The sequence below is a fragment of the Brevundimonas sp. genome (genome assembly GCF_036963785.1).
Lineage (GTDB): Bacteria > Pseudomonadota > Alphaproteobacteria > Caulobacterales > Caulobacteraceae > Brevundimonas.
In genome coordinates this window covers 168261-193235 of record NZ_JBALUS010000004.1, presented here as the reverse complement: position 1 = coordinate 193235, position 24975 = coordinate 168261, and the positions used below count along the sequence as shown (strand labels likewise).

The following is a 24975-nucleotide window of genomic DNA, read 5'->3' as shown; positions in this document are numbered from 1 at the left end:
TAAAGACTGAGGGGGCGGCTCCGGCGGGGCCGCCCCCTTTCGTTTGCCCCCTCCCCTTTTCGACTGCCCCGATCATGCTTGAGAAGAATTTCGAACCGCAAAGCGCCGAGCCCCGCCTGTACCAGGCATGGGAAGACAGCGGTCTGTTCGCCCCGAAGACAGAGGGCGCGGCCGGGGCCTATTCGATCGTCATTCCGCCGCCGAACGTGACGGGTTCGCTGCACATCGGCCATGCGCTGAACAACACCCTGCAGGACATCCTGGCGCGCTATCACCGGATGGCGGGCAAGGCCGTGCTGTGGCTGCCGGGCACGGACCATGCCGGCATCGCGACGCAGATGGTGGTCGAGCGTCAGCTGGCCGCCGCCGGCAACATCGGGCGGCGCGACATGGGCCGCGAGGCCTTTATCGACAAGGTCTGGGAGTGGAAGGCGGAGTCGGGCGGCACCATCGTCCGCCAGCTGCGCCGGCTGGGCGCATCCTGCGACTGGTCGCGCGAGCGCTTCACGCTGGACGAAGGGCTGAACGCCGCCGTCCGCAAGGTGTTCGTGCAGCTGCACAAGGACGGCCTGATCTATCGCGACAAGCGGCTGGTCAACTGGGACCCGCATTTCCAGACGGCGATCTCGGACCTCGAGGTCGAGCAGAAGGAGGTAGACGGCGCCTATTGGCATTTCGCCTATCCGCTCGCGGACGGCGTCACCTATGAACACCCGGTCGCCTTCGACGATGACGGCAAGGCCACGGAGTGGGAGACGCGCGATTACATCGTCGTCGCCACCACCCGGCCCGAGACCATGCTGGGCGACACCGGCGTGGCCGTGCACCCGGACGACGAGCGCTATGCCGGGCTGGTTGGCAAGGCCGTGATCCTGCCGATCACCGGGCGTCGCGTGCCGATCGTCGCCGACGACTATGCCGACCCGACCAAGGGCTCGGGCGCGGTAAAGATCACGCCGGCGCATGATTTCAATGACTTCCAGGTCGGCAAGCGGGCCGGGCTGGCCACGCTGAACGTCATGGACTCGCTGGCCCGGATCACGGCCGCTGACTGTCCCGATGTGCCCGCCGACTATGAGGGCATGGACCGCTTCGCGGCGCGCAAGGCCATCGTTGCCCGCGCCGAGGAAGAGGGCTGGCTGAAGGCCATCGAGAAGACGAAGCATATGGTCCCGCACGGCGACCGCTCGGGCGTGGTCATTGAGCCGTGGCTGACGGACCAGTGGTACGTTGATGCCAAGACCCTGGCCCAGCCGGCCATTGCGGCCGTCGAGACGGGCAAGACCACCTTCGAGCCCGCCAGCTATTCCAAGATCTATTTCGAATGGCTGCGGAATATCGAGCCGTGGTGCATCTCGCGTCAGCTGTGGTGGGGGCACCGGATTCCGGCCTGGTACGATGCTGACGGCAATATCTATGTCGCCGAGACCGAGGAAGACGCCCTGGCCCAGGCGGGCGGCAGGCCCCTGACGCAGGACGAGGACGTGCTGGACACCTGGTTCAGCTCGGCCCTGTGGCCGTTCTCGACCATGGGCTGGCCGGAGAAGACGGAAGACCTTGAGCGCTTCTATCCGACCTCGGACCTCGTCACCGCCGCCGACATCATCTTCTTCTGGGTCGCCCGGATGATGATGGTGGGCCTGCATTTCATGGACGAGGTGCCCTTCCACCGCGTCATCATAAATGGCCTCGTCCGCGACGAGAAGGGCCAGAAGATGAGCAAGTCCAAGGGCAATGTCATCGACCCGCTGGAGATCATCGACGATCTGGGCGCCGACCCGCTGCGCTTCACCATGGCCATCCTGTCGGGCACGCGCGACATCAAGCTGAGCCGCCAGCGGATCGAGGGCTACCGGAACTTCGGCACCAAGCTGTGGAATGCGGCGCGCTTTTCCCAGATGAACGGCTGTGCCCGGGTGGAGGGCTTTGATCCGGCCGCGGCGGAGCAGACCATCAACCGCTGGATCCGCGGCGAACTGGTCAAGGCCGAGCACGAGGTGGCGTCGGCCATCGAGGGCGGCCGCTTCGACGATGCGGCGGGCGCGCTCTACCGCTTTGTCTGGAACATCTTCTGCGACTGGTATCTGGAACTGGCCAAGCCCGTGTTCCAGGGATCGGACGCCGCGGCGGGGGCCGAGACCCGCGCCATGACGGCGTGGGTGCTGGACCAGACCATCAAGCTGATGCACCCGGTCATGCCCTTCATCACCGAAGAGCTGTGGGCCCAGACCGCCGACAATGGCGCGGCGCGCAGCGAGCCCCTGCTGATCGGCGCGGCCTGGCCCGATCTGGCCGACAGCCTGATCGACACGGACGCGGCAGCCGAGGTCAGCTGGCTGATCGAGACGGTCGAGGCGGTGCGCTCGCTGAAGGGCGAGATGAGCGTGGCCACGGCCCGTCCGCCGCTGAGCTACATTGCGCCAGATGCGGCGACCTTGGCCCGCATCGACCGCTATCGCGAGATCCTGATGACGCTGGCCCGGGTGTCCGAGGTTTCGGTCGCCGAGGCCGCACCCGAGGGGGCCGTGACCTTCGTCGCCGGGGGGGCCACCGCGGCCCTGACGCTGGCCGGTCTGGTCGACATCGCCGCCGAGCGCGCCCGCCTGAACAAGGAAATCGCGGCCTTTGACAGCGACATCGGCCACTTCGGCAAGAAGCTGAACAACCCGAACTTCGTCTCGCGCGCCGCGCCGGAGGTGGTGCAGGAACAGCGCGACAAGCTGGCCGAGGCCGAGGCCGGCAAGGCGCGCCTGCAGGAGGCTCTGGAGCGTCTGAGCCGGCTGGGGTGAGCCTCCGCCTCGACCAGTTGCTGATCACGCGGGGCCTGTTCGACAGCCGGGCGCAGGCACGCGCGGCCATTGAGGCCGGTGGCGTGACGGTTGACGGGCAGGTGGTGCGCAAGGCCGCGGCCAAGGTCGCCGAGGATGCTGCCATCCAGGCCGAGGCCGCCCACCCGTTCGTCGGGCGGGGTGCGCTGAAGCTGGATCACGCCCTGACGCTGTGGCCCATCGCGGTCGAGGGGCGGAGCGTTGTGGACGTGGGCGCCTCGACCGGGGGCTTTACCGAGGTCTGCCTGATCCGGGGCGCGGCAAAGGTCCATGCCGTCGATGTCGGCCACGGACAGCTGCACGACCGGATCGCGGCAGACCCGCGCGTGGTGGTGATGGAGCGCACGGATGCGCGCGACCTGACGCCGGAGCAGATCGACCCGGCCCCCGAGCTGATCGTCTGTGACGCCAGCTTCATCAGCCTGTTGAAGGTGCTGCCCGTGCCGCTGTCGCTGGCGGCGCAGGGCGCCGATCTGGTCGCCCTGGTCAAACCCCAGTTCGAGGGGGATGGGCCCAGGGACGTCGGACGCGGCGGGGTGGTGCGCGATCCCGAGGCGCGTCAGGCGGCGCTCGACCGCGTCTCGGCCGGGCTGGAAGCGCTGGGCTGGGCCGTTCAGGCCTCGGCCGAAAGCCCCGTCACCGGCGGCGACGGCAATGTCGAATATCTGCTGTGGGCAAAGGGCCCCGCCTGAAAAGGCTGGGGCTGAATTGAGGAGACGCCACCGGGGGATTGCTCCTCCGGCGGCGTCCCTCCACGTCGTCGACAGACAGGGGGGCTGAAATTAGTCGACGACGCGATACTGTCCGTAGGCGTCGCGGCAGGCGCGGACGTAGCGCTGCTCCAGACGGCCATCGGGAAGACGAATGGTGCTCTCGCTCAGGCGGCAGTCCTGGCCCCGGGTCCGGTCGTCATAGCGACGGTCGTCATACCGGTCCTCGTATCCGCGATCGTCATAGCGACGATCATCGTAGCGGCGGTCCTGATAGCCCTGATCGTAGCCATAGGGCTGGCGGGACCGGGGCTGCTGATAGTCATAGCTGCGGTTGTCGTAGCCGCGATCGTCATAGCCATAGCCCTGATTGGCATAGCCGCGCTGGTCATAGCCGGACTGACACTGCTGGGCGGAGCCTCCGCCCACGCCGGCGCCGATCACGGCCCCCAGCACACCACCGATGACACTGCCTTCGGTCCGCCTGCCCCGGGCGCTCACCTGGGATCCGGCGACGGCACCCAGCACGGCACCGAAGGTGGCACCGGCGGCCTGGCGCTGCCCGCGATCCGACTGGCAGTAGGACTGCTGCGGATAGGACTGGCCGTAGCCCTGGCCATAGGGTTGGCCATAGCCACCATAGCTCTGGGCAGCGGACGGGCTGGCGGCCATCAGGCCCGCGGCAGCGATCGCCGAGGCCATGATACCGGCACTGGTCAGGGTCTTGCGCATCGCGGGCTCCTTGTTCCTTGGGGAGCGTCGTGCCCCCTGTGATGACCGGTATAGGGGGGCGCGACTGAACGGGATTTGAGCGGGCCGTTCATCTTCGTTCAGGTTTCGGGCGGGGCTCCGGTTTGCTCTGGGCCGCGAAAGCTGCTTGGAGGCGCCATGCGTGAACGGCTGACGATTTCCTATGTGGGCGCCCAGGGCGACGGGGTGGCCCCCGGTCCGGTGTTCGCCCCCCTGACCCTGGCCGGCGAGGTGATCGAGGCCGAGGTCCGCGACGGTCGGGCCGAAGGGCTGGCGCTGATCGCGCCCTCGCCCGAGCGGCAGGAGGCGCCCTGCCCCCATTTCGGTACCTGCGGCGGCTGTGCCCTGCAGCACTGGCAGACCGCGCCCTATCTGGCGTGGAAGGGCGAGCAGGTGCGGATGGCGCTGGCGCGGCAGGGACTGGAGACCGATATCCACCCGACCGTCGGCATCCCGCCGGCGACCCGGCGGCGGCTGGCCCTGCATGCCCGTCGGGCCGCAGACGGCACCGTCAGTCTCGGCTTCAAGGGACGGCGGTCCTGGGCGCTGGTGCCGATCACCACCTGCCTCATCGCCGATCCGCGGCTGGTCGAGGCCCTGCCCCGGCTGATCCCGGTGGCCGCGGCCTTCCTTGACCACCCCAAGTCGGCCCCGACCCTGCATGTGACCCTGACGGAGACCGGGCTGGACGTGGATGTCACCGGCGTCGAGCGGCGCTCGGGCGGCCTGCCTGCCGACCGCCGCCAGCAGGCCATCCGCGCCGCCGAGGCCGCCGATCTGGCTCGCCTGAGCCTGGCGGGCGAGGTGCTGGCCATGCGCCGGGCGCCGCGTGTCCGCTTCGGCCCGGCCGAGGTGACCCTGCCGCCGGGCGGCTTCCTGCAGGCCGTGCCCGAGGCCGAGGCCGCCATGGTCGCCTGCGTGCTCGACGGCGTGAAGGGAGCCAGGCGGATTGCCGACCTGTTCTGCGGGGCAGGCACCTTTACGTTCCCGCTGGCCTCGGTCGCCCCGGTGCTGGCCGCCGATGCAGCCGAAGGCGGCATTGCCGCGCTGAAGGCCGGGCGGGCGGGTCTGAAGGGACTGTCGCCGATCGAGGCGGTGGCCCGCGACCTGTTCCGCCGCCCGCTGACACCGCATGACCTGAAGGGCATCGACACCGTGGTGTTCGACCCGCCGCGCGCCGGTGCCCAGGCGCAGGTCGAGCAGATCGCGGCCTCGAAGGCGACCACCGTGGTCGGCGTGTCCTGCAATCCGGTGACCTTCGCGCGCGACGCCCGGGTTCTGGTCGACGCGGGCTTTCGGCTGGAAGAGGTCACCCCCGTGGACCAATTCCTGTGGTCCGCCCACGTCGAGCTGGTCGGCACCTTCCGGCGATAGGCCCTCAGGCCACGTCGAACAGGTCCATCTGGGGGCGGAACTCGGGCGGGACGCGGAAGCGGCTGATGTCGAGCAGGGGCTGGGGTGCGTCGAGGCCATACCGTTTGGCGGCCGCGCGATAGCGGGTGGCGATCAGCTGGGCGACGGGGCCGGTGCCCTTCATGCGCTGGGACCAGTCGGCGTCATAGTCCTTGCCGCCCCGCGTCTGGCGGATCAGCGACATGACCCGTCTGGCGCGGTCGGGGCGGGCGTCCTCAAGCCATTCGCGGAACAGGTCCTTGATCTCGAGCGGCAGGCGCAGGGTGACATACATGGCCCGGCTGGCCCCGGCCTTGGCCGCCGCCTTCAGCACATCCTCCAGCTCATGGTCGTTGAGGCCCGGGATGACGGGGGCAAAGCCGACGCCGACGGGCACGCCGGCATCGGACAGGCGCTTGATCGCCTCCAGCCGCCGCTCGGGAGTCGAGGCGCGCGGCTCCATCGCCCGGGCCAGCGACCGGTCCAGCGTCGTGATCGAGACGAACACCTGGGCCAGGTTCTCGCGCCCCATGGGGCCGAGGATGTCGAGGTCGCGCGTCACGCGGAACGACTTGGTGATCAGGCTGAATGGCTGATTGAAGCGCTGCATGACCTGCAGGAGGCTGCGGGTCGTTTGCCGCTCATCCTCGACCGGTTGGTACGGATCGGTGTTGCCGCCGACGTGGATGCGTTTGCAGACGTAGCGGGGATGGGCCAGCTCTTGCTCCAGCAGGCGCGCGGCGTCGGGTTTGACGAAGATGCGGCTCTCGAAATCCAGCCCCGGCGACAACCCCATCCAGGCGTGCGACGGCCGGGCATAGCAGTAGATACAGCCGTGCTCGCAGCCCTTGTAGGGATTGATCGAGCGGTCAAAGCCGACGTCCGGGCTGGTGTTCTTCGAGATGATGGTCTTCGGACGCTCGATCAGCTGCTCGGTGCGCAGCGGGGCGACCTCTGCATCGTCAGGGGTCCAGCCATCATCCATGGCCTCGGCCACATGGGCCTCATAGCGTCCGGTGGCATTGGAGCGCGCGCCCCTGCCCTTGGGCGCCTTTCGGGCTGTCGTCTCGACCATGGCTGAAGCCTAGTCGATGACCGGGAACAAAACAAGAACTGGCGACCCCGGCAGGACTCCAACCTGCGACCTCGGCTTTAGGAAAGCCTTGCTCTATGCAGCTGAGCTACGGGGCCGTCGGGGTGCACCTAGCGGCTCGCGGATCGGAGGGGAAGCGCCCGTGCCCCGGGTGCAGCCGAAAATCGCCCCGGCCAGCCCCAGGACGCCAAATCCGATTGTGGTTAATCGCCGTTAAGATACAATATCTTGCGGTGAACAAACCCCGAATCGACGGGTGTCAGTGATTCGGTCCTGATTCGTTTCGCGCTTGTTCCACGGGCGCGCCCCGCTTTGTTAATCGGGCCCGGACGGCAGGCGGGACGATTTATCCGGTTGAGTCCGGTCGCGACCCGCCCCACCTTGAGCCTGTCATGAATGATCGCCCCACAGGTCAGTCGGCAGCGCAGGTTGTGGCGGTGCTGGGGCCCACCAACACCGGCAAGACCCATCTGGCGGTCGAGCGGATGCTGGGCCATGCCTCGGGTATGATCGGCCTGCCGCTCAGGCTGCTGGCGCGCGAGGTCTATGAACGGGTGGTGCGCCAGCGGGGCGCGGCCTCGGTCGCCCTGATCACGGGCGAGGAAAAGATCGTCCCGGAGCGGCCGCGCTATTTCGTCTGCACCGTCGAGGCCATGCCGATGGACCGGGCGGTCGACTTTGTCGCCGTCGACGAGATCCAACTGGTCGCCGACCCGGAGCGCGGGCATCTGTTCACCCACCGCCTGCTGCATGCGCGGGGCCGGTTCGAGACCATGTTCCTGGGGGCCGGGACCATGGCGCCGCTGATCCGGCGGCTGGTGCCCGATGCCGAAATCCGGCACCGGGAGCGACTGTCGCAGCTGAGCTATGCCGGGCCGTCCAAACTGACCCGTCTGCCGCGCCGGTCGGCGGTCGTCGCCTTCTCGGCCGAGCAGGTCTATGCCATCGCCGAGCTGTTGCGGCGCCAGAGGGGCGGGGCTGCGGTGGTGATGGGCGCGCTCAGCCCCCGCACCCGCAATGCCCAGGTCGCCCTGTTCCAGTCGGGCGAGGTGGATTTCCTCGTGGCGACCGACGCCATCGGCATGGGGCTGAACATGGATGTCGACCATGTGGCCTTTGCCGGGTTGAAGAAGTTCGACGGGCGGCGCACCCGACATCTGCACGCCCACGAGATCGGCCAGATCGCCGGACGGGCCGGGCGGCACCTGCGCGACGGGACCTTTGGCGTCACGGCCCAGGCGACCGACCTTGATCCCGATCTGGTCGAACAGGTGGTCGAGCACCGGTTCGATCCGGTCAAGGCGGCGGAATGGCGGAACGGACGGCTGGATTTCGACAGCCTGGGCGCCCTGATCCGTTCGCTGGAGACGCGGCCGGACTGGCCGGGGCTGGTGCTGTCGGCGCCGGCGCTGGACGAGGTGCTGCTGAGGCGCGCCGCGCGCGAGGACGATGTGCAGCGCATCGCGCGGTCGCGCGGCAGTCTGATGCGGCTGTGGGACTGCTGCCAGATGCCGGACTTTCCCAAGACCACGCCGGAGGAGCATTTCCAGCTGGTCATGCATCTGTTCGAGGCGCTGACGGGGCCGGGCGGGCGGGTGACCGAGGACTGGTTCGCGGGCCGGTTCGCCGGTCTGGACAGCGATGAGGGGCAGATCGACCGGATCTCGGGGCGGTTGGCGGGGGTGCGGACCCTCAGCTACATCGCCAACCGCCCCGGCTGGCTTGAGGCGGCGAGCCACTGGCGTGAGCGGACCCGGGCGCTGGAAGACCGGCTGTCGGATGTGCTGCATGAGCGGCTGACCGCGCGCTTCGTCGACCGGCGCACCACCGTGCTGATGCAGGCGCTGAAGGACTATGGCGAGGCCGACACCCAGGTGTCCGAGGACGGCGAGGTCTCGGTCGAGGGACAGGCCGTGGGGCGGCTGACCGGGATCAGCTTCAAGGCCGAGGCGGGGGCCAGCGCGCTGGAGACCCGGGCGCTGGGCCGGGCCGCGCGGCAGGCCGTGGCCCCGGAGATCGAGCGGCGGCTGGGGCGGCTGGCGGCCGAGCCGGACGAGGCCTTTGGCGTCACACCCGAAGGCGCGGTGCTGTGGCGCGGCGTTCAGACGGGGCAGGTCCTTCCCGGTGGGGACTGGTTCGCCCCGCGGGTCCGGCTTCTGGGCGAACTGGGTTCGGCGCCGGCGCGTGAAGGGGCGCAGCAGCGGCTGGAGGCCTGGCTGGCGGGCGAGACAGGCCGGGCGCTGAAACCCCTGAAACGGCTGAAGACGGCGATCGAGAGCGGCGCCTTGAAGGGCTTGCCGCGCGGGCTGGCCTTTCGTCTGCTGGAGGCCGGCGGCGTCATCGACAGGGGCGACGTGGAGCGCGATCTGGCCGCGCTCAGCCAGGTCGAACGCCGCACGCTGCGGACCTTCGGCGTGCGCATGGGCGCCCATTCCGTCTGGCTGCCGGCCCTGTTGAAGACCCGCCCCCGCGCGGTCGCCCAGGCGTTCGCTGGCGGCTGGACGTTCCGGGCCCGCAGCCAGGGCGTGACCTTGCTGCCGTCTCCCCCTCCGCCGCCGCGGAGGTTGTCGGCCTTCGGTCTGCGCGCGGTCGGGCGATACGTCGCCCCGGTCGAATTGCTGGAGGCGATGGCCGAACGGCGGGCGGCCGGAAAGGGCACGCTCTCCGCCGACGATCTGCAGGCCCTTGGCGTGACCATCGGCGAGGCCAACGGCTTGATTGCGGCCTTGAAAACGACCCGCGCGGGTCAACCCGATCGACCGGGACAGGCTCCGAAGCCGGTCAAGAACTCTCCGTTCGCGGTCCTGCGGGCGTTGGCCGCGCCGGTGGATCCGGCCGCGCGGACCAAGCGCCGCCGGCCGCGCAAGGCACGGAACGCCTAGTCGCGGCGCGGCGAGACAGGGATCGGCGGAGGACCGGGCGGGGGCGGCGGGCGAAGCGCCGCACCGCCGGGGCAGAGCTCCCGATAGAGGGTCTCATGGCCACCCTCCCCCTGATAGATCGGCTCGGCCTTGCGGCGGTCCTCGGGCGCCTCGACGCTTTGCACGACAACGCCCGCCGCATCGTAGGCGCGGGCGGCAGTGAGCGTCAGGGTCTGGCCCTGGCAGTCCAGGAGGGCATCGGCCTCCATGGCTGTCGGCTCCTCACCCTCGTGCAGGGTGACGCGGTAGGTCAGCTGAACCTGGTCCCCCGCGTGGCGGACCGAGGCGTCGTTGACCGCAAAGTCGTAGCTCTCGTCTGAAAGGAGGGTCCGCCAGTCGGTCCCCTCCTGCGCCATCGCAATGCCTGGCCCCAGAACGATGAAGGCGACGGTGCAAATGGCCAGACGCATGGTAATCTCCTTCCCGATAGCCCCCGCACTAGAGACGCCCTCTGCCCCTCTTGTCCATGCCCTGGCCAGCCCTGTCAGATGCCGACACCCCGACCGGCCGGGACGATGCCGCTTGACCGCACCGGATGAGATCTGCCGCCTGGATGTATGGCTGTGGCGGGCGCGGCTGTCGCCGACCCGGACCGAGGCCGCGCGCATCATCGAAAAGGGTCGGGTGCGGCTGACCCGCGCGGGACAGCAGGCGCGCATGTCCAAGGCGGGCTATCGCGTACGTCCCGGCGATGTGGTGACCCTGATGCGCGGCGATCGGCTGGTGGAGGCGCGGATCCTCGCCTTCGGCACCCGGCGCGGTCCCCCGGCGGAAGCGGCAGGCCTCTACGAAGACCTGAACCGGGCCGGGCCGGATGCCCCGGACGGTTGACACTTGCGCCGCCGGGGGCCATCTGCCCGGTCCGGCCCCCGGCTGATCCTCCGACCCCCGGTTTCGTTCATGACCTACATCGTCACCGACGCCTGCGTGCGCTGCAAATTCATGGATTGTGTCGAGGTGTGCCCGGTCGACTGCTTCTATGAGGGCGAGAATTTTCTCGTGATCGCGCCTGACGAATGCATTGACTGCGGCGTGTGCGAACCCGAATGCCCGGTCGATGCGATCAAGCCCGACACCGAGGACGAGCCGGACGGCAAATGGCTGAAGGTCAATGCCGACTTCGCCAAGATCTGGCCGAACATCACCGTGAAGAGCGCACCGCCCGCCGACGCTGAAGAGTTCGAGCGAGAGACCGGAAAGTTCGAAAAATACTTCTCGGAAAAGCCCGGCAAGGGCTCCTGACGGCGGTTTTGCGCAACGGATGGGCAGCCGACGGCCCCATTCCGGTCACAATATGCCCCTCCCCCATGGTCATGCTTGGGGATATTTTGAATTTTCCGCTTTTTGTGATAGATTGATCTCATTCGGTCGGATGGCCCGCGACGCGCTCGCACCATCCGGAGTGACGATAGAACCCCGACATAAACCGGGGCGGCCAGAGGTTTGGTGATCCGTTTCCGCATCTGAGATCGACAGTCTGCCGGCGCCGCTTTGCCGGACGGGACAGGTCGTCTTCGATGCCGAAGTGAATTGCGATCGTCTGCGTCCGTGAAAGGAAATGACATGACGAGCAAGAGTGGTCTTGAATTCAAGGTTGGCGACGCGGTCGTCTATCCGGCTCACGGTGTCGGCAAGGTTGCTGCCGTGGAGACCCAGGAAGTCGCGGGCATGACCCTGGAAGTCTATGTCGTGACCTTTGACCACGAGAAAATGACCCTGCGCGTCCCGACCAACAAGGCCAAGACCGCCGGTCTGCGCTCGCTGGCGGCCGAGGATGTGGTCAGCCGCGCCCTGGTGACGCTGAAGGGCCGCGCCCGCATCAAGCGCACCATGTGGTCGCGCCGGGCCCAGGAATATGAAGCCAAGATCAACTCGGGCGACCTGATCTCGATCGCCGAAGTGGTGCGCGACCTGCACCGCGCCGACACCCAGCCGGAACAGTCCTATTCGGAGCGTCAGCTGTACGAATCGGCCCTGGACCGCATGGCCCGCGAAGTCGCCGCCGCCAACCGCATCGACAAGGACGCGGCCGTCGAGCTGCTGGCCAAGTCGCTGAGCGCCAAGAAGGCCCCGCCGGCCCCGGCCGCCGCCGAAGCGGCCTGAGTTCAGGCATCAGGCTGAGACGAACGAAGGCCCCGGAACGATCCGGGGCCTTTTTCGTGCGTCCTCAGTTTCGAGCGGGCTGTCAGCGGGTGACGGGCGGGGGCGAGGATCCGCTGAACTGCAAGGATGCGCGCGGGCTGCCGGTGCCCTCCCTGTCCAACCAGGGAGAACTGCCTTCGTCGACCTCTTTGTGCTAAGATAGCCCGCAAAATCCTGCACCGTCGCGGTGTGAGGTCGGAGTCAGACCCCTGATTTATATCACCGGCACTGAAACGTGAAGTTCGACGGCCGCTACAACTTATGGGGCTTGTTGTTCAGAGCGGTAGCCGCGTACGCTTTGAGCGTCGCTGTAATTACCGCGCTCTTGTATGGATCATCGCCCTACCTGCAGTTCTTTTACAGCCCACCAGGCAGCTACATAACGCTTGTTGTGGCAGCCATGATGTTTTTGACCGCTCTGGGCCTGACGTGGATGCTCGTGAGGGGTCTTTTCGGGCATCATGCGTTCATATTGACCGACAGCGGTCTGGTCATTCACACGTTTCGGACCATCAGACTTCCTCGCGATGAAATGCAAGGCGCCACGTATAGTCACGAACCCGAGCGGGGCCTGGTGACCATAGTTCTTTTATCCGGCAGCAAACGGAAACTGAGCACTGCGCTATTCAATTCGCCTCGCGATCTCACACTCGCTCTTGAGGAATTGGGCGCAAGGCAGACCTACTGACATGCCGCAGAAGCCCTTACGTCCGCCGAAGCCCTGGGGTTGGATTGACTGGTTCATTCTGGTGGGAGCCTTTGTAGGCAGCTGCAGTCTCCTGGTCCTTTTGGACGCCTTTAGACAGGGCCCGCCGCTCCCGACCTATTGGGGAGCCTTGCTATTGGCGAGCGCCATTGGGATCGCGTGCCTTTTCTGGGGCAAGCATCGTCGTGGCTTTTAGAGCAAGGCAAGTAGCTCATCGACCTCGCCCCGAGTCCTTTCAGACGAATGAAGGCCCCGGAGCGATCCGGGGCCTTTTTTCGTGCGGCCTCCTCAGCCGGCCTCAAGCGATTCCAGATAGGCGATCAGGTCGCGGATTTCGTCAGGTGCCAGCTCGACCTGCGGCATGGCGGGGTGGGCGGTGGTCAGGCCCTCGGCCAGGGCTTCCTGCAGGAAGCGGACGGGATAGCGGGTGTGCAGCTCGCGGAACGGCGGGGCCTCGGCCATGGGGCTGGCGCCGGTGAGGCCTGTGGCATGACAGGCGGCGCAGCGGGTCTGGGCAAGCACCTGGCCCCGCATGACGGACTCTGCAGAGGCCTCTGAGCGGGGTTCGGGGCCCTCGGACGAAGACGGGGCGTGGGGAAAGGCCGCACAGGCCGACAGCGCAGCGGCGGCAAGCAGGGTGAAAAGCATCGATGCGCGCATGTCTCGGTCCTCCATCGGGGCGCTCCGGATCCAGCATGAACCCGATGCGGTGACCTTGACGTGGATCAAGGCCGGTGTCCCGAACGTTGGCCACTATGAGCCCTATTCAAGACAACGTCGCCTCCGGTGTGGAAGCGACCAGACGCGGGAGCCCGCCATGACCTCGACCCTGACCCATATCCGTCTCGAACTGGCCCGCGAGCCCGGCGCGCCTGCGGGCAATCCGCAGGACGGCTGGGACATCGTCGCGGTTCTGGACGCAGACGGCAGGCTGGATGCTGCGGGGTGCCGGGACCAAGCCGAGCGCCTGCATGTCCGGCGGTTCGAGGACAATCAGACGATCGCCACCGGCACCCTGCGCCACGGCGCCGGCGGCAAGTGGCTGCTGGATCTGGCACCCGAGGACGCACCCGACGCTACCGGCTTTCGCTTTGGCGAGGAACAGTTCGTCGCGGGCGAATATGTCAGCCTGACCGACGCAGAGGGTGACAGCCACACCTATGTGGTCGCCAAGGCCGCGCCACTTTGATCAGAAATATTCGGCGCCGGCCGGGCAGGTGGCACTGATCCGTCGGGCGCTGATGCTGGCCGGGATGTAGGGCGTACCGCGCGCGAGCTGGGCCCCGCCGTTGAAGCGGAAGCTCTCCGGCTCATACGGGCCGTTCAGGCGCACGCGGACGGTGCGGTCCTTGTGGTCGCGGCAGATGCCTTCGAAGCGCGCCTGACCGTTGCCGACCTCGCGCACGGGATAGGTGCAGGACCAGCGCCGCGTCGACAGGCCACTGAAGAAGCGGGTGATCTCGCTGGGGCGGACGCATTTGGTCTCGGTGTCGCGGATACCCAGGGCGCTGGTCGTATATTCCCAGTAGCCGGGCAGGGGCGTGCCCGAAGCCTGCGGCGAGGTCGCCGACGACGGCACGGTCATCAGCATACCCAGGGCCAGCGCGCCGCCGGCGATGGGGAGTGCGCGGGCGAGGAAACGGGTGCGGCCTTGTGTGTTCGTCATGTCAGCCCTCTCTGAAAGCTCGGGTGTCGATATATGGCCTTACTATGTGTCCGCAATTGAACGGCGGCTGAACGATCCGTAATTGTGCCGTTGGGGCAAGTGGATTCCCCCGCCGGAATCCCCCGCGCGCGGCCTTGACGCCCGGCCCCCTCCTCCTCTATACGACCGCCTCTCGCGCGGGACAGGGTTTCGCGTGCACCCAATGTTTCGTGCCCGGTGTCTTTGCACCATGGCGCCAATGAGGATCAGTCCATGTCGCGTCGTTGCGAACTCACCGGGATCGGCCCGATGGTCGGCCATTCGGTCAGCCACTCGAACATCAAGACCAAGCGCCGGTTCCTGCCGTCGCTGAAGACCGTCAAGGTCGCGTCGGACGCGCTGGGCCAGACCTTCAGCCTGCGTATCTCGAACGCCGCCCTGCGCACCCTCGACTACAAGGGTGGCCTGGACGCCTTCATCGTCAAGGCTCGCGACGAGAAGCTGTCGACCGCCGCCCAGCGCATCAAGCGCCAGGTGAAGGCCAAGCTGGCCGAGCAGCAAGCTTCCTGATCCCTGCGGATCAATCTGATTTCGGAGAGGCCGGTGGAAACACCGGCCTTTTCTTTTGTGGTTCGCCCTCTAAGGTTCCGGCTTTCCCGTGACTGGCCTGCCGGAGACGCCCGTGACCGTATCGTTCCGCCCCCTTCTGGTTTCTATGGCCGCCCTTGGCCTGAGCTTTGGCGCGACGGCGCCGGTGCTGGCCCAGGAGGCGGCCGAACAGCGGACCTCGACCGAATTCACCATGGACACGGGCGGCCCGCGTACGCCGGAACAGCTGGCCATGCGCTTCGACGTGGCCGATCTGGCGATCAAGGTCATGCCGGACGACAAGGCCATCGAGGGGGTCGCCACCCTGACCTTTACGGCCACGGCGCCGCTGGACCGGCTGGTGGTCGAACTGGACACCCGGTTCGACGTCTCGGAAGTGGCCATCGACGGACGCGTCCTGTCGCCGCGCGACTGGGTCAACCCGGAAGGCCGGATGACCATCAGCCTGCCGCGCCGCCTGCGCGAGGGTCAGTCGGTCGATCTGCGCATCACCTATGCCGGCAAGCCGCATGTGGCGCGCAATGCGCCGTGGGACGGCGGCTTTGTCTGGTCGACCGCGCCGGGCGGAGAGCCGTGGATTGCCACGGCCATCCAGGGCGACGGCTGTGACCTGTTCTGGCCCTGCATCGACCATCCGATGGCCGAGCCGGGCCGGGTGGATCTGCACATCACCATTCCGTCCAATCTGTCGGCGCCGGCAAACGGGCGCTTCCTCGGCAAGGAAGACCACGGCGACGGCTGGACCACCTGGAACTGGACGGCGGACCGGCCCAACAACTATGCCATCTCGCTGACGGTCGGGCCCTATGTCGAGCTGTCGGGCACCTATGAAAGCCGGTTCGGCAACACCATCCCGATGCATTTCTGGCATCTGAACAGCACCGATCCGGCGAAGGCCGCGGCCCTGTTCGCCGAGTTCCCGGAGCAGCTGGCCTTCTTTGAGGCCACCGTCGGGCCGTTCCCGTTCGGCGACGAGAAGATGGGCGTGGTCGAGACCCCGCACCTGGGCATGGAACACCAGACCATCAACGCCTACGGCAACAACTATCGCAAGGATCACAACGGCTATGACTGGCTGTTGCAGCACGAGCTGGCGCATGAGTGGTTCGGCAACCAGCTGACCAACGTCAACTGGGACGACATGTGGCTGCACGAGGGTCTGGGGACCTATATGCAGCCGCTCTATGCGGGCTGGCTGAACGGCGAGCAGTATTATCAGGCGGGCCTGCTGGAGCAGCGGCTGGGTCTGGCCAACCGCTTCCCCATCGTCTCGGGCCAACCGATGAGCGAGGAAGAGGTCTATGAAGACGACCGGGGCCCCGGCGGCGACATCTACCGCAAGGGCTCGCTGATCATGCACTCGCTGCGCATGCTGATCGGCGACGAGGCCTTCTTCGAATCCGTGACCCGGCTGGTCTATGGCCGGCCCGATCCGCGCCCGGGCAATTTCGAGCCGCGCTATGCCTCGACCCCGGACTTCCTGGCGATCGTCAATGAAGTGACGGGTCAGGATCTCGGCTGGTTCTTCAACGGCTATCTGTATCAGGCGGCCCTGCCCGACCTGATGTCGCGCCAACAGGGCGACCGGCTGATGCTGGAGTGGGTGGTCGGCGACGGCAGCGTCTTCCCCATGCCGATCGAGGTCTCGGTGGATGGTCGCGTCCAGACCGTGCCGATGACGGGCGGCCGCGGCGAGATCCGGGGCGTGGGGCCGCAAAGCCATGTGCTGATCGACCCGCAGAACAAGGTGCTGCGGCGGCTGGACAATATTGACGAATACGAGGCCTGGGCGGCGACCCAGCGTCGGCGGTAGGCGCTTTCCAGGCTCAGGCCCGGGCGACGCTGACGGACTGGTGCAGCATCCGGCACGGGCCGTTGGTCGACAGGAAGGCGATGTCGACGGCGTCGCGTCCGCTGGCGATCCGCACCAGCCCCTCGACCGGGGCCAGGCCCGTCGGATCGACCAGCCACCAGCCGCCCGACAGATAGACCTCGAACACGGCGTGGAAGTCGGGCGGGTCGAGATCGAGGGCATAGGCGCTGACGGCGCGCGCCGGAATCCCCGAGGCCCGGCACATGGCCATGCCCAGATGGGTGAAGTCGCGGCACACCCCGGCGCGGTCGAGGAAGGTGTCGGCGGCCGTCGTCTGGGGCGTGGAGACACCGTGGGTGTAGGCGATATTGGCCTTGATCCAGTCGAGGATCGCCAGAACCTGCGCGCCGCCGGCCTCGGACCACTGATTGCCGACAAACCGCTCAAAGCCGTCGGACGGGCAATAGCGGCTGGGCCACAGATAGGTCAGGGTTTCGCCCGGCAGCTCGGTCCAGCTGTGCTGGTGGGCGGTCGGTGGCAGGCGTTTGAGGGTGCCGTTGTCGATCACGGCCTCATACATCAGGCGGACATCGCCCGAGAGGCGGGCGCGCAGGGTGCGGGAGCCATAGTCGGGCGTCGTATAGGGGATCAGTTCGACGCCCGGCGGGCCTTCCAGCCGCTCCTCCAGAATGGTCTGACCCGGCCAGCGCGCGGCCTGGACCAGATAGATGGCATCCGTCGGCGACTCGAAGCGATAGGTTAGTTCGGAGCGTATGCGCAGCTTCATGGAAGGGTCCGACAGGGGCCGCCCGAATGGGCCGCCGGTCCGCTCTGCCTAGGACAAAGCGCGCGTCTGCAACAGACCGCGAAGGCTATGGTTCCAGCTCGATGTCCCAGTAGAGATAGTCGAGCCAGCTGTTGTGCAGATAGTCGGGCGGGAAGCGCCGGCCGGCGTCCTGAAGCTGCCAGGAATTCGGCCGCCGGGGTGCGTGGCGGATCGGCATCCCGGCCTGAAGGGGCGTGCGACCGCCTTTCCTGAGGTTACAGGGCGGGCAGGCGGCGACGATGTTCTCCCAGGTCGTGCGACCCCCGTGCGAGCGGGGCACGACATGGTCGAAGGTCAGCTCGCCCGCATGGCCGCAGTACTGGCAGGTAAAGCCGTCGCGCAGGAAGACATTGAAGCGGGTGAAGGCGGGCGAGCGGTCCTGATCGATATAGGTCTTCAGCGACACCACGCTGGGCAGCTGGAACTCCATCGACGGGCTGCGAACCACCTTGTCATAGACCGAGACCACATCGACGCGGTCCTGCCACACGGCCTTGACCACATCCTGCCAGGGCCAGATCGACAGGGGATAGTAGGACAGGGGCCGGAAGTCGGCGTTCAGTACCAGGGCAGGCCAGCCGGAAGGCGTGCGAGGCGCCGTCATGCGGCCGGGCTGGACCTCAGCAAGGGCGGCGCCGGAAAGCGCGGTCAGGGAGCGGGACATCATCCCCCTCCGTTCCGCACGGAATATGCATAAGCGACCGGACTGAAGACGACTTCCTCCACGCTGATGGGGAAACCTTATCGCCGATTCGACACGACCGCCATGACGAACAGGTGTCGGTTCCGTGAAGTCGCAGGCCGGAGCCTAAGGCGCGCGGACACGGGCCGGGAAGGACGGCAGGCTCCAGCCCCAGGCGAGGGCCCCGGCGCGCAGGGCGAACCCCAGCGGCATGGCCAGCACGGCTGCCGTGACATTGCCGAAGCCCAGCAGCTTGAAGCCGACATAGGCGACGGCCGCCAGAATGGCCGCCGTCACCGTGATCTCGCGACGCAGCAGGATCGAGGGCTGGCCCGCCAGCAGGTCGCGCACAATCCCGCCGAAACAGGCGGTGACCGTACCCATGACGATGCAGATCAGGGGGCTGGCGCCCAGCGCCTCGGCCTTGGCGGCGCCCATCACCCCATAGGCGGCGAGTCCGATCGCATCCAGCCACAGCAGGGCCCGGAAGCGCCATTCGGGCCGGCCGATGACCCAGACCGCCAGCGCTGCCATCAGGCAGACGGCTATGTATTTCCAGTCGACGACCCAGAAGACCGGCACATCCAGCATCACGTCGCGCAGGGTGCCGCCGCCGACGCCCGTAATCGCGGCAAAGAATCCGAGGGTCACCAGGTCGTGCTTTTCGCGCGCGGCGGCCAGCGCGCCCGTGGCGGCGAACACGGCCACGCCCGCATAGTCGAGCAGATAGAGGTTCGGCAGGACCGGTTCGCTGAGGGTCTGAAGGATCGGGGCTTCAATCATGCGACGTCCTCCAGCGAAATCTCACCGCGCTTGACGGCACCATACCAGCTCCACAGCAGATGCGCCGCCACCGAGCGATGCGGGCGCCAGAGCTCGGCCCGCGCATAGGCCTGTTTCTGGGTGGGCCGCACCTCGATTCCATCGGCCCAGCGCATGGCCTCCTGCAAGGCCACGTCGCCGCCGGGAAAGACATCGGTGCGGCCCTCGCAGAACATCAGGAAGGTCTCGGCGGTCCACAGGCCGACCCCCTTGATGGCCGTCAGGGCCGCGATCGCCTCGGCATCGTCCAGCCGCTCCAGATGGTCGAAGTCGATCCGCCCCTCGACATGGGCGCGGGCGATCTCGTGGCCATAGCGGGTCTTCTGTCCCGACAGGCCAAAGGCCCGCAGCTGTTCCGGCGAGTGGGCCAGAACGGCTTCCGGCGTGATCTCGCCCAGCCCCTCGCCCACGCGACGCCAGATGGAGGCGGCGGCCGCCACCGACACCTGCTGTTCGACGATCATGCGGAACAGGCCCTCGAAGCCGCCGGTCCGCAGTCGCCATTCGAAGGGCGGCACGGCCTCGACCACGCGGGCCAGCATGGGGTCGGCCACGACCAGCGCCCGCCGGGCGGTCAGGATGTGGTCGGCGGTGGGGGCGGTCGGCATTACTCAGCCTTGGTCGACAGGGTCCGGACCGCGATCTAGGGTCGGCCCATGCCCAGTCTGGCGGAACTTTGCCCTGCGATCACCCCTGAATCCGGCCACCGGGGCCGGAATCCGCGAGCGCGCCCGGCATGACGCTGGTCACCCGGTTTGCCCCCTCGCCCACCGGCCTTCTGCACAAGGGCCATGCCTTTTCGGCCCTGACGGCCTGGACGGCGGCGCGCGAGGCCGGGGGGCGGTTCCTGCTGCGGATCGAGGACACGGACTTCACCCGTTGTCGGCCCGAATATACCGAAGCCGTGTTCGAGGATCTGGCCTGGCTGGGTCTGGACTGGGAGACGCCCGTGCGGCGCCAGTCGGATCACCGGGATGCGTACGACCGGGCGCTGGAGACCTTGCGCGAACAGGGGCTGCTGTATCGCTGCTTTCGCACCCGCAAGGAGCGGCTGGCGCTGGCGGGGGTGGCGCCCCATGCCGATGACCCGGCGGACCCGGCGGCCTTCACCGGGGGCCCGCACGACCCGCACGAGGAAGTCCGGCGGCTGGAGGCGGGAGAGGCCTTTGCCTGGCGGCTGTCGCTGGACCGGGCCCGGGCTCGGCTCGGCGACCTGTCGCGGCTGGGCTGGATCGAGGAGGGCGTCGACGCCGGCCCCCGCACAGCCCGGCCCGAGGCGCTGGGCGATATGGTCATGGGCCGAAAGGACATCGGCGCCGGTTATGTGATCGCCTCGGTCATCGACGATGCGGCGCAGGGGATCACCCATGTGATCCGGGGCGAGGACCTGATCCCCATGACATCGATCCAGCGTGTCCTTCAGGCCCTGTTGCAGCTGCCGACGCCGATATACCGTCATCATCCGCTGTTACTGGACGACAACGGCAAGCGGTTTGCCAAGCGGGACGGGGCCGTGACCCTGGCCCAGATCCGGGCGGGTGGCACCTTGCCCGCCGACCTCAGGGCCCGACTGGGCTTCCCCGACTGATCGGAGATAAAGATGATCCTCGACCGACGCATGATCCTGACCGCCATGGCCGCAACACCGGCCGTCGGTCTGTCGGCACCGGCGACGGCGCGAACGCCGGATGAGGTGCTGCAGGCGGCCCTGGACCGGGTGTTCGAGGCGGCCGCGCCGGTCGGACTGGGGGCGACCCTGATCTCGCGCGAGGGTGTCGTGGCCGCGGGCGTGCGCGGTCTGCGCCAGAAGGAGGGCAGCGAGCCGGTCCGGATCACCGACGCCTGGCATCTGGGGTCCAACACCAAGGCCATGACCGCCGCCGTCTTCGCCCGTCTGGTCGAGCAGGGGCGCGCCGACTGGGACCTGAAGATCGTCGAGGCCCTGCCCGGCGATCACCACCCGGCCTGGGCGGAGACCCGGGTGATCGACTTCATGCACCACCGGGCAGGCCTGAAGGACGTGGATGTCATGGGACAGGCGTGGCTGATGACCGCGCGGGCGGACCCCTCCACCCTGCCCGAGCAGCGTCGGGCCATTGCCGACAAGGCGCTGTCGGTGCCGCCGGACGGCACGCCGGGCGAATTCGAATACGGCAATGCCAACTATGTGCTGGTCGGTTCGGTGATCGAGGCGATTACGGGCAAGGACTGGGAGACGGTCATGCGAGAGCAGGTCTTCGCCCCGCTTGAGCTCGCCTCCGCGGGCTTTGGCCCGCCGCCCGAACCCGCGCCGTGGGGGCATCGCGAATATGCCGGCCAGGACCTGTCGCTGCCGCCGTCGCACCCCGGGGCCGACAATCCGCAGGCGCTCGGGCCAGCGGGCACGGTTCATATGACGATGAGCGACTATGCCCGGTTCCTTTCGGTGTTCCTGAACGACGGCGGCGATCTGCTGACGCCGGCCTCGGTCGAGGTGCTGACCACGCCGGTGACGACCTCGCCGCCGCCCTATGCCTGCGGCTGGATCGTGCTGGAGCAGCCTTGGGCGGGGAAAGACAGCGAGGGGCCCGGACCGGTCCTGGCCCACGACGGCTCCAATACAGCCTGGTATGCCACCGCCGTGGTTGCCCCCGCCAAGGGGCTTGCCCTGATTGTCGTCAGCAATGACGGCACCGCCGGTGCCCGGGCCTGCCCCATGCTGGTCGAGGCGACAATCCGGGGACTTCTGGTCGCCGAACCCGGCGGGGTCGTCTAGTCTGACCTCATGAAGCGCGATCTGGCCGACTTCTGGAACCTGTTGTGGGAGGCGGCGCTGGGCCTGTGCGCCGCCTTTGCCATGCTGAACGTCTTTGCGCCGCCGCAAGACCTGCCGTGGAAGCCGCTGGATCTGGACCGCCCGATCGGTCAGGCGACGGCCGCCAAGGTCGACGACTTCGAGATTTCACGGGTCGCCGCGCCAGAGGAGGTCCGGGGCGTGACCGAGGCCTGCATGCAGGTGCTGCGCGACGCCGGGGTCGAGGTCGAGCGCGCGCCAGATCGGGATGACGGCGGGTTCTGTGTCGTAAAGGGCGCCGTGCGGATCACCGGCGGCGATGTCACCCCCCTGGCCCCCGGAGGGCTGGTGATGCAGTGCCCGCTGGCGGTGCGCTACGTCATCTGGGACCGGCAGGTGCTGCGTCCCGCGGCGCGCGAGACCTTCGGCAGCGAGGTGGCCAGCGTCCAGAACTATGGCTCCTATTCCTGTCGCCGCATCTACGGCAAGGACGACGTCAACGCCCGGCCCAGTGAGCACGCCCGGGCCAATGCCCTCGATGTGTCCGCCGTCCGGCTGGAGAACGGGCGGGTGGTCAGCATCGCCTCGGACTGGCGCGGAACCGGGCCTGCGGGGCCTGACGCCCGCCCGTTCCTGAAGCGTCTGCGCGACGGCGCCTGTCGCGTTTTCTCGACGGTTCTGACGCCGGATTACAACGAGGCGCACCGCGATCACCTGCATCTGGATGGGGCGCCCCGGGGCCTGTGTGCCTGACCTGTTCGCCTGCCGGACGAATCAATTCCGGTTGACCAAAAGGCCCTGACGCGAGACAACGCTTTCGCAGCCCGGATTTGCGCGGTGTCCAAAGCCGCGGGTCGCTCCTTCGCCTGAACGAGCTTTATCCAGACGGGTTGACGGGCTCCCAACAGGGGGTCCGCCTGGAAAGCGCGTTTACGGAGACGCATTATGGCGACCGGTACGGTCAAATGGTTCAACCCCACCAAGGGGTACGGTTTCATCCAGCCTGATGGCGGCGGGTCTGACGTGTTCGTTCACGTCACCGCAGTTCAGCAGGCCGGCCTGACGGGCCTGGATGACAATGCCAAGGTCGAATACGAGCTGGAATCCCAGCGCGGCAAGACCTCGGCGGTGGGCCTCAAGCTCCTCTAGGAGCGACTGAGGTTACAAACCTTTGCGGGCGCGGACTCTTCGGGGTCCGCGCCCGTTCCAATTGCGCGGACGGTCCGCGGCCCCGACCGGCACCATGACGGGGCCGGCGGGCGGCGTCAGGCGGCTGGCGCGCTGGGCCAGGACGACGCCGATCAGGACCAGCACGCCGCCGATGGCCTGCACCGGGGTCAGGGCCTCGGCAAAGATCCACCAGCCCAGCAAGGCCGCGACCACCGGCTGGATCAGGATGGTGACGGCGGTGACCGAGGCAGGCAGCCGGCCGAGCGCCCAGGCGACGCCGCCCTGCCCCACCACATGCATCAGGCCGAGGCCCGCGCAGGCCAGCCAGCCGCCCGGCCCGGCGGGGATGATGTCTTCGCCCAGAGCCATGGCGATCAGAAGCAGCAGGGGCGTGCCGACCAGTGTGGCCCAGAAGGTCACCTTGAGCGCACCCGCCGTGCGCCGCGCGGCCTTTACCGCGAGGAAATAGGCCGCGTACCAGACGGCCACCGACAGGGAGAACAGGTCGCCCAGCAGGGGGTTGGTGCCCTGCCCGCCATCGGCACCCGCCGCCATGGCAAAGGCCCCGGCGACTGCCAGCGCGAGCGCGAGAACAAAGCTGCGGCCCGGGCGCTGCTTCCAGACGATCCAGGCGAACAGGGTCACGACCACGGGCGTCAGGTTGCAGAGTACCGTGGCATTGGCGACCGAGGTCATGACGATGCCGTAGTGCCAGAAGGCCAGATCCAGCACGAAGAATAGCCCGGCCAGCAGCATCCAGCGCGAGGGGGTGCCGAGACCCCGGCTCTCCCCGCTCCCCTGCGTCGCGGTCAGCAGGGTCAGCAGCGGCAGGGCGAACAGGAACCGCCAGAAGCCCGCCGCCGCCGGCCCCGTCTCGGTCAGCCGCACGAGGATCGGCGCCAGCCCCAGCACCATGGCCGCCAGTACCAGCACCGCCAGCGGAAAGGCGGCATGGCGGGTCAGGGCGGCGAAGGAGGCCGGGGCGCGGATCATGCGGCCCTCTATCCCTTCTCATCGGGGCCGGGAAGGCGCTATCAGGAGGCATGACCGCACCGCTTCCCGACGCCGGCCAGAACTGGGTCGACCGCCATGCGCCCGAGGGGCTGAAGCCCTGGCTGAAGCTGGGCCGCTTCGACCGGCCGATCGGCATCTGGCTGCTGCTGCTGCCCGGCTGGCAGGGGATCACGCTGGCGGTTGCGTCGCTGGAGCCGGAGGCGCCGCGGTTGGCGCTCGCCTGGCTGGCGGTGGCGTTCGCGGTGGGGGCCTGCCTGATGCGGGCGGCGGGCTGTGCGTTCAACGACATCGTCGACCGGGACATCGATGCGAAGGTGGCGCGCACGGCGGCCCGGCCGGTGGCCTCGGGACAGATATCGGTGAAGGGCGCCTGGGCCTTTGTCATCGGCTGCTGCCTGATCAGCCTGCTGATCCTGCTGACCCTGAACGTTCTCGCCGTGCTGCTGGGCGTGGCGTCGCTGGCGCTGGTCGCGGCCTATCCCTTCATGAAGCGCATCACCTGGTGGCCGCAGGCGTGGCTGGGCCTGACCTTCAACTGGGGCGCTCTGATGGGGTTTCTGGCCGCATCAGGCGGCTTCGCCTTTTTGCATTGGGCCTGGCACCTTGGCATCGCGGACATGTTTGCTCACGACGTCCTGACAACAGATCTGGATGTCTGGCGCGCACAGATGCCACAGCTGACCTCGGCTGCCCTGCTCCTCTACCTCGGCGGGGTCTTCTGGACGTTGGGCTATGACACCATCTACGCCCTTCAGGACATTGAGGACGATGCGCTGGCGGGGGTGAAGTCCTCGGCGCGGCGGCTGGGCGGCAAGGTCCGCGATGGCGTGGCCTTCTTCTACCTGCTGGCGGCGATCCTTTCGGCCGGTGCGGCGGCGGTGGGCGGGTTGTCGCCGCTGTTCTGGGTCGGCTGGCTGGCCTTTGCGGCGCATCTGGTCTGGCAGGTCCGCAATGTCCGGGCCGATGATCCGCAGGGAGCGCTTATATTGTTCAAGTCCAACCGCGAGGCCGGTGTGCTGTTGTTGATCGCGCTGGGCCTTGGGGCGGCCCCGATCGGGGTCTAGACTGGCGCCAACCCA

General features: G+C 67.9%; 26 protein-coding genes and 1 tRNA gene. 16 read left to right on the top strand and 11 right to left on the bottom strand.

Annotated elements, in window-relative coordinates; all coding sequences use genetic code 11:
- Nucleotides 1–74: 74 nt before the first annotated feature.
- Both V7672_RS10840 and V7672_RS10835 read left to right on the top strand, forming a co-directional pair.
- Nucleotides 75–2789, top strand: a complete 2715-nt coding sequence (locus tag V7672_RS10840) for a valine--tRNA ligase (RefSeq protein ID WP_335624603.1) — start codon at nt 75–77, stop codon at nt 2787–2789.
- Entirely contained in the window at nt 2786–3520 is a 735-nt protein-coding gene (locus V7672_RS10835; protein ID WP_335624602.1) for a TlyA family RNA methyltransferase, read from the top strand. Before V7672_RS10840 ends, V7672_RS10835 begins: the two co-directional genes overlap by 4 nt.
- A 90-nt stretch (nt 3521–3610) precedes the next feature.
- On the opposite strand, the gene V7672_RS10830 is transcribed toward V7672_RS10835, so the two are convergent.
- Nucleotides 3611–4270: a hypothetical protein gene (locus V7672_RS10830; protein WP_335624601.1), complete on the bottom strand. Its 660-nt coding sequence runs from the start codon at nt 4268–4270 to the stop codon at nt 3611–3613.
- A gap of 156 nt (nt 4271–4426) precedes the next feature.
- Between V7672_RS10830 and V7672_RS10825 the strand changes: the two genes are divergently transcribed.
- On the top strand, nt 4427–5662 hold the full coding sequence (locus tag V7672_RS10825; RefSeq protein WP_335624600.1) for a class I SAM-dependent RNA methyltransferase: 1236 nt from the start codon (nt 4427–4429) through the stop codon (nt 5660–5662).
- Between the two features lie 4 nt (nt 5663–5666).
- Here the strand turns inward: V7672_RS10825 and V7672_RS10820 are convergent, their stop codons facing one another.
- On the bottom strand, nt 5667–6755 hold the full coding sequence (locus V7672_RS10820) for a PA0069 family radical SAM protein (protein WP_335624599.1): 1089 nt from the start codon (nt 6753–6755) through the stop codon (nt 5667–5669).
- Nucleotides 6756–6794: 39 nt separating this feature from the next.
- Nucleotides 6795–6871: transfer RNA gene (locus tag V7672_RS10815), tRNA-Arg, on the bottom strand.
- A 294-nt stretch (nt 6872–7165) separates the two neighbouring features.
- On the opposite strand from V7672_RS10815, the gene V7672_RS10810 reads away from it, so the two are divergent.
- Nucleotides 7166–9655 carry a helicase-related protein gene (locus V7672_RS10810; RefSeq protein WP_335624598.1) on the top strand — a complete coding sequence of 830 codons (2490 nt, stop codon included), beginning with the start codon at nt 7166–7168 and terminating at the stop codon, nt 9653–9655.
- Here the strand turns inward: V7672_RS10810 and V7672_RS10805 are convergent.
- Complete coding sequence (locus V7672_RS10805) at nt 9652–10104, bottom strand: hypothetical protein (protein ID WP_335624597.1); 453 nt, start codon at nt 10102–10104, stop codon at nt 9652–9654. The two genes, V7672_RS10810 and V7672_RS10805, sit on opposite strands and share 4 nt — an antisense overlap.
- A 112-nt stretch (nt 10105–10216) precedes the next feature.
- On the opposite strand from V7672_RS10805, the gene V7672_RS10800 reads away from it, so the two are divergent.
- The 4 genes from V7672_RS10800 (at nt 10217) to V7672_RS10785 (ending at nt 12524) form a co-directional block, all read left to right on the top strand.
- Nucleotides 10217–10525 (top strand): S4 domain-containing protein, encoded by a 309-nt coding sequence (locus V7672_RS10800; protein ID WP_335624596.1) that lies wholly within the window; start codon nt 10217–10219, stop codon nt 10523–10525.
- Nucleotides 10526–10594: 69 nt separating this feature from the next.
- Nucleotides 10595–10936: a ferredoxin FdxA gene (fdxA, locus tag V7672_RS10795; protein ID WP_335624595.1), complete on the top strand. Its 342-nt coding sequence runs from the start codon at nt 10595–10597 to the stop codon at nt 10934–10936.
- A gap of 321 nt (nt 10937–11257) precedes the next feature.
- Entirely contained in the window at nt 11258–11797 is a 540-nt protein-coding gene (locus V7672_RS10790) for a CarD family transcriptional regulator (protein WP_123287901.1), read from the top strand.
- 274 nt (nt 11798–12071) lie between these two features.
- A complete protein-coding gene (locus V7672_RS10785) occupies nt 12072–12524 on the top strand; it encodes a hypothetical protein (protein WP_335624594.1) in 453 nt (150 codons plus the stop codon).
- A 306-nt stretch (nt 12525–12830) separates the two neighbouring features.
- Here V7672_RS10785 and V7672_RS10780 read toward each other — a convergent pair whose 3' ends face one another.
- Nucleotides 12831–13202 carry a c-type cytochrome gene (locus tag V7672_RS10780; protein ID WP_335624593.1) on the bottom strand — a complete coding sequence of 124 codons (372 nt, stop codon included), beginning with the start codon at nt 13200–13202 and terminating at the stop codon, nt 12831–12833.
- A 157-nt stretch (nt 13203–13359) separates the two neighbouring features.
- Here V7672_RS10780 and V7672_RS10775 point away from each other — a divergent pair, with 157 nt between their 5' ends.
- Complete coding sequence (locus V7672_RS10775; RefSeq protein WP_335624592.1) at nt 13360–13731, top strand: hypothetical protein; 372 nt, start codon at nt 13360–13362, stop codon at nt 13729–13731.
- Here the strand turns inward: V7672_RS10775 and V7672_RS10770 are convergent, their stop codons facing one another.
- Complete coding sequence (locus V7672_RS10770) at nt 13732–14208, bottom strand: DUF3617 domain-containing protein (RefSeq protein ID WP_335624591.1); 477 nt, start codon at nt 14206–14208, stop codon at nt 13732–13734. It abuts the gene before it with no gap.
- Between the two features lie 252 nt (nt 14209–14460).
- On the opposite strand from V7672_RS10770, the gene rpmB reads away from it, so the two are divergent.
- Together rpmB and V7672_RS10760 are read left to right on the top strand one after the other, a co-directional pair.
- Entirely contained in the window at nt 14461–14757 is a 297-nt protein-coding gene (rpmB, locus tag V7672_RS10765) for a 50S ribosomal protein L28 (RefSeq protein WP_292160801.1), read from the top strand.
- A 112-nt stretch (nt 14758–14869) separates the two neighbouring features.
- The gene (locus V7672_RS10760; protein WP_335624590.1) at nt 14870–16609 is read left to right on the top strand and encodes a M1 family metallopeptidase; all 1740 of its coding nucleotides are present in this window, start codon (nt 14870–14872) and stop codon (nt 16607–16609) included.
- A 13-nt stretch (nt 16610–16622) separates the two neighbouring features.
- Here the strand turns inward: V7672_RS10760 and V7672_RS10755 are convergent, their stop codons facing one another.
- From V7672_RS10755 to V7672_RS10740, 4 genes are all read right to left on the bottom strand, one after another.
- Nucleotides 16623–17396, bottom strand: coding sequence for a transglutaminase-like domain-containing protein (locus V7672_RS10755; RefSeq protein WP_335624589.1), 774 nt, complete (start codon nt 17394–17396; stop codon nt 16623–16625).
- Between the two features lie 85 nt (nt 17397–17481).
- On the bottom strand, nt 17482–18039 hold the full coding sequence (locus tag V7672_RS10750; RefSeq protein ID WP_335624821.1) for an HNH endonuclease: 558 nt from the start codon (nt 18037–18039) through the stop codon (nt 17482–17484).
- A 204-nt stretch (nt 18040–18243) separates the two neighbouring features.
- Nucleotides 18244–18900: a trimeric intracellular cation channel family protein gene (locus tag V7672_RS10745; protein WP_335624588.1), complete on the bottom strand. Its 657-nt coding sequence runs from the start codon at nt 18898–18900 to the stop codon at nt 18244–18246.
- Nucleotides 18897–19547, bottom strand: coding sequence for a DNA-3-methyladenine glycosylase family protein (locus tag V7672_RS10740; protein ID WP_335624587.1), 651 nt, complete (start codon nt 19545–19547; stop codon nt 18897–18899). The genes V7672_RS10745 and V7672_RS10740 overlap by 4 nt, the downstream gene beginning before the upstream one ends.
- A gap of 128 nt (nt 19548–19675) precedes the next feature.
- Between V7672_RS10740 and gluQRS the strand changes: the two genes are divergently transcribed.
- From gluQRS to V7672_RS10720, 4 genes are all read left to right on the top strand, one after another.
- On the top strand, nt 19676–20527 hold the full coding sequence (gene gluQRS, locus V7672_RS10735; protein WP_335624586.1) for a tRNA glutamyl-Q(34) synthetase GluQRS: 852 nt from the start codon (nt 19676–19678) through the stop codon (nt 20525–20527).
- A 12-nt stretch (nt 20528–20539) separates the two neighbouring features.
- A complete protein-coding gene (locus V7672_RS10730) occupies nt 20540–21694 on the top strand; it encodes a serine hydrolase domain-containing protein (protein WP_335624585.1) in 1155 nt (384 codons plus the stop codon).
- A gap of 9 nt (nt 21695–21703) precedes the next feature.
- Entirely contained in the window at nt 21704–22465 is a 762-nt protein-coding gene (locus tag V7672_RS10725) for an extensin-like domain-containing protein (RefSeq protein ID WP_335624584.1), read from the top strand.
- A gap of 192 nt (nt 22466–22657) precedes the next feature.
- Nucleotides 22658–22861 carry a cold-shock protein gene (locus V7672_RS10720; RefSeq protein ID WP_123287890.1) on the top strand — a complete coding sequence of 68 codons (204 nt, stop codon included), beginning with the start codon at nt 22658–22660 and terminating at the stop codon, nt 22859–22861.
- Nucleotides 22862–22873: 12 nt separating this feature from the next.
- Here the strand turns inward: V7672_RS10720 and V7672_RS10715 are convergent, their stop codons facing one another.
- Nucleotides 22874–23875: a DMT family transporter gene (locus V7672_RS10715; protein ID WP_335624583.1), complete on the bottom strand. Its 1002-nt coding sequence runs from the start codon at nt 23873–23875 to the stop codon at nt 22874–22876.
- Nucleotides 23876–23925: 50 nt separating this feature from the next.
- On the opposite strand from V7672_RS10715, the gene V7672_RS10710 reads away from it, so the two are divergent.
- Nucleotides 23926–24960 (top strand): UbiA family prenyltransferase, encoded by a 1035-nt coding sequence (locus tag V7672_RS10710; RefSeq protein ID WP_335624582.1) that lies wholly within the window; start codon nt 23926–23928, stop codon nt 24958–24960.
- Nucleotides 24961–24975: the final 15 nt, after the last annotated feature.